Source organism: Bacteroides sp. 1_1_14, from assembly GCF_000162515.1.
GTDB lineage: Bacteria > Bacteroidota > Bacteroidia > Bacteroidales > Bacteroidaceae > Bacteroides > Bacteroides thetaiotaomicron.
Window position 1 is genome coordinate 7927 of record NZ_GG774722.1, and the last position, 2683, is coordinate 10609.

Sequence of the window (2683 nt, forward strand, 5' to 3'; positions counted from 1 at the left end):
ATCAACCGCAGGACGAGGATTTGGATCGGGTGGAGATAAATGCGTTCTTTCCGATAAAGGAACGCACCAATGCTTTTGAAACAATTGAAGTCATAGCCAAAGATATATGGAGTAGGAATTTAATGCCATGCAATCTGTTGCCTTTTGCTATGGATTCGGGTGGAAACTATTATGCGTTGAACTTGAAGAATAAAAAGATTTACTATTACTTGACTGACGAGTGGGACGAAAACGCTTCAAGAGAATACAACTTTGAAACAAATACTCGTTACATCGCCCAGTCATTCAATTACTTTATAAATCATTTCATCGAAGAAGAGGAATAAAGCGGGCAGATAACAAGCGGATCAATCTCCTTTAATGATGATTATCCGCCGAACATTACTAACGATAACAAATTTGTATGAAAGTTTTTATTGGAGGTGAATTGGAACATAGTATTTCTGATAAGTTTCGTAAAGCAAGAAACTCTGTAATAGAATATATGGATTGTCTATGTGATATTTCATATATTAATGAACTAAGTTTCTATGTATTCTGCTTAAAAGGATTTACTACAAATCCATTAAGTCGATATTCGAAAAAACGTAATCGGATAGAATTGGAAATTCTACTCCCATTTGATAAATTTGAAACAGCAAATGATTCTCAATGTGTTGAGATATTGAAACAAAGTATTCTTGATGCTATTGAGAACTATAAAAATAAAAACATTCCACAACAATATATTGATGTAATTGTAGAAAAAATGAAAGCATCAATTAATGAATGAATTCGTTAGTAACAAACAGCACTACTGCTTAAAGCGGAACGCTATTGAACATTACAGCTATGGATATAACGAATAGAATTATTGTCGCCTTACTGGAACGAATGAAAAGTAGAAACAAGAACTTTTCATTATCAAGACCTAAGTTTCATCGGTTGTTTCAAATAAATCCCGATGGCTACTTATGGTATGGCGAGAAACTGGAGCGGCATTTACTTAACAAATATGGAGAATCGGCTGATACATTGAAATATCTTGATATATATTATTTCATTTCCAATATTGTGCGGTTGTATTACATGCCTAAAAATTCAAATTCGGAGGAAAACGAGTTTGGAAAGCTATACGCTTATGGCTCCATAATAGGGTTACACCGTTGTCATATTCCAGATAAGCGAATATATCTGAACCGATTGTTAAATACTTTACTGTTCTGTTGTCCGACTTCTGAAGAATATATCCGTAGATTCCGCTGGCAAAAAAACGGTATATATTACAAATCGCAGGATGTGGAAGTTCTTATTGCCGATACATTTACAGAAATACGGGAATCGGACAAACAATCAGAATCCATTGAAATAGTTGAGTCAATAGTCAATGAGACATACCGTTATCTGGTAGGCTCAAATACGGGGCTTCCATTTGTCCGTTCGGAAACTTTATTGCACTACAACCTGAACCCATCTGATTATATGTGGCTATATCAGCACGATAAGGAATTGTTTTATACTTGTCTTGATGCAGCAGCATTACAGTCGGAGATTTTCAGTTACAAGTCATTTGTGTACAATTTCAACCTGTATATTCTAAAAGACGCAAATATATTGGATGAATTGTCCAGATATTCCAAATGTTATGAAGCCGTTTTAGAACTGCTTTTCAAATCCGATTCAATTATGCAGAACTCTGTTATTCGGCAAATCAAATTATGTAGAAATGAAGATACCATTAAACAGAATAACAGATTGGATGCTATTAACAAATGGCTCAACTCCCTAAACAAGATTGGTTAGCCACAGAACATTAAACATTAGAAAATGAGAACACCAGTCATAATCCTGTTATTTGTAATCCTGCTTGCCGTAAGCTGCGGAGAGCCTCCCATGCCGCCGTCGGACGAGGAAATGATACGCCATTTCACCACGCATGAGGTGGCGTTCCGTAAGGTGTACGAAATCATGGCAGAGAGTTCAGAAGGTAGTTTTCACTACCCGCCGCTTTCTCCGGAAGAGGTTATTATACTTGATTCAATGGAGCAAAGCGATACATCCCATGAAACGAATGATGAACAAGACATCCCGGTATATGGACTGTTGAAGCCGGAGCGAATCCTACTCGACTCCCTGTTATCAGAGATTGGATGCGGTTTTATCCTTGTTGATCGCAGGGAATGGGGAACGGCAGATTCGGTATATGTGAGCCTCGTTATGCCGTACTACTCCCACGGCATCGTGGATGCCGGAACGTCCAAGAGTTTCGTTTACGATCCCGGATTGAGAAGCCGTCGGAATATCCGTATCACCGAACATGGCGACCTGAACGAGATCTACCGCAGGACGTACAACGACACCACGCTTTACAAGCCCATCAAGGGAAACTGGTACATCGAGTTAGACCATTCGATATAACGGCCCGGAGTCCGTATCAAAGTATGTATCACTTTTTGTCAAGAAGATACATCATAAAGCAGATAATGGCCATCGCAAGGAAAAATAACAGAACCGCAAGGAGTTCGTTAAACCTGCACTTGGCATAGTGAGACATCACTGCTTTGCCTCGCCATTTGTAAATCCTGCTGACGAGCGACATAACGGCAAATGTGACAATGCTAAAAGACACATGGCAACAATGCCGACACACCTGGAAAAGCCGGATAGTAACAGTCATCATAGGGAATATCAAAAGAGCGAAGAT

General features: G+C 38.8%; 4 protein-coding genes and 1 pseudogene. 4 read left to right on the forward strand and 1 reads right to left on the reverse strand.

What is annotated here, in order from left to right:
- The 4 genes from HMPREF9007_RS00375 to HMPREF9007_RS00360 form a co-directional block, all read left to right on the forward strand.
- A partial coding sequence (locus HMPREF9007_RS00375) for an SMI1/KNR4 family protein (RefSeq protein ID WP_129593492.1) occupies positions 1 to 326 on the forward strand: 326 nt, incomplete at its 5' end.
- A gap of 77 nt (positions 327 to 403) precedes the next feature.
- Positions 404 to 772, forward strand: a complete 369-nt coding sequence (locus HMPREF9007_RS00370; protein WP_004295261.1) for an Imm44 family immunity protein — start codon at positions 404 to 406, stop codon at positions 770 to 772.
- 59 nt (positions 773 to 831) lie between these two features.
- Positions 832 to 1782 (forward strand): hypothetical protein, encoded by a 951-nt coding sequence (locus HMPREF9007_RS00365; RefSeq protein ID WP_007662662.1) that lies wholly within the window; start codon positions 832 to 834, stop codon positions 1780 to 1782.
- Positions 1783 to 1806: 24 nt separating this feature from the next.
- Entirely contained in the window at positions 1807 to 2397 is a 591-nt protein-coding gene (locus HMPREF9007_RS00360) for a DUF4948 family protein (RefSeq protein ID WP_004295259.1), read from the forward strand.
- Between the two features lie 28 nt (positions 2398 to 2425).
- Here the strand turns inward: HMPREF9007_RS00360 and HMPREF9007_RS28135 are convergent.
- A pseudogene (locus HMPREF9007_RS28135) lies at positions 2426 to 2683 on the reverse strand (hypothetical protein); the annotation flags it as partial.

Excerpts from the sequence above, each read along its gene's own strand:
- HMPREF9007_RS00370 (WP_004295261.1), top strand. The coding sequence starts at position 404 with ATGAAAGTTTTTATTGGAGGTGAATTGGAACATAGTATTTCTGATAAG.
- HMPREF9007_RS00365 (WP_007662662.1), top strand. The coding sequence starts at position 832 with ATGGATATAACGAATAGAATTATTGTCGCCTTACTGGAACGAATGAAA.
- HMPREF9007_RS00360 (WP_004295259.1), top strand. The coding sequence starts at position 1,807 with ATGAGAACACCAGTCATAATCCTGTTATTTGTAATCCTGCTTGCCGTA.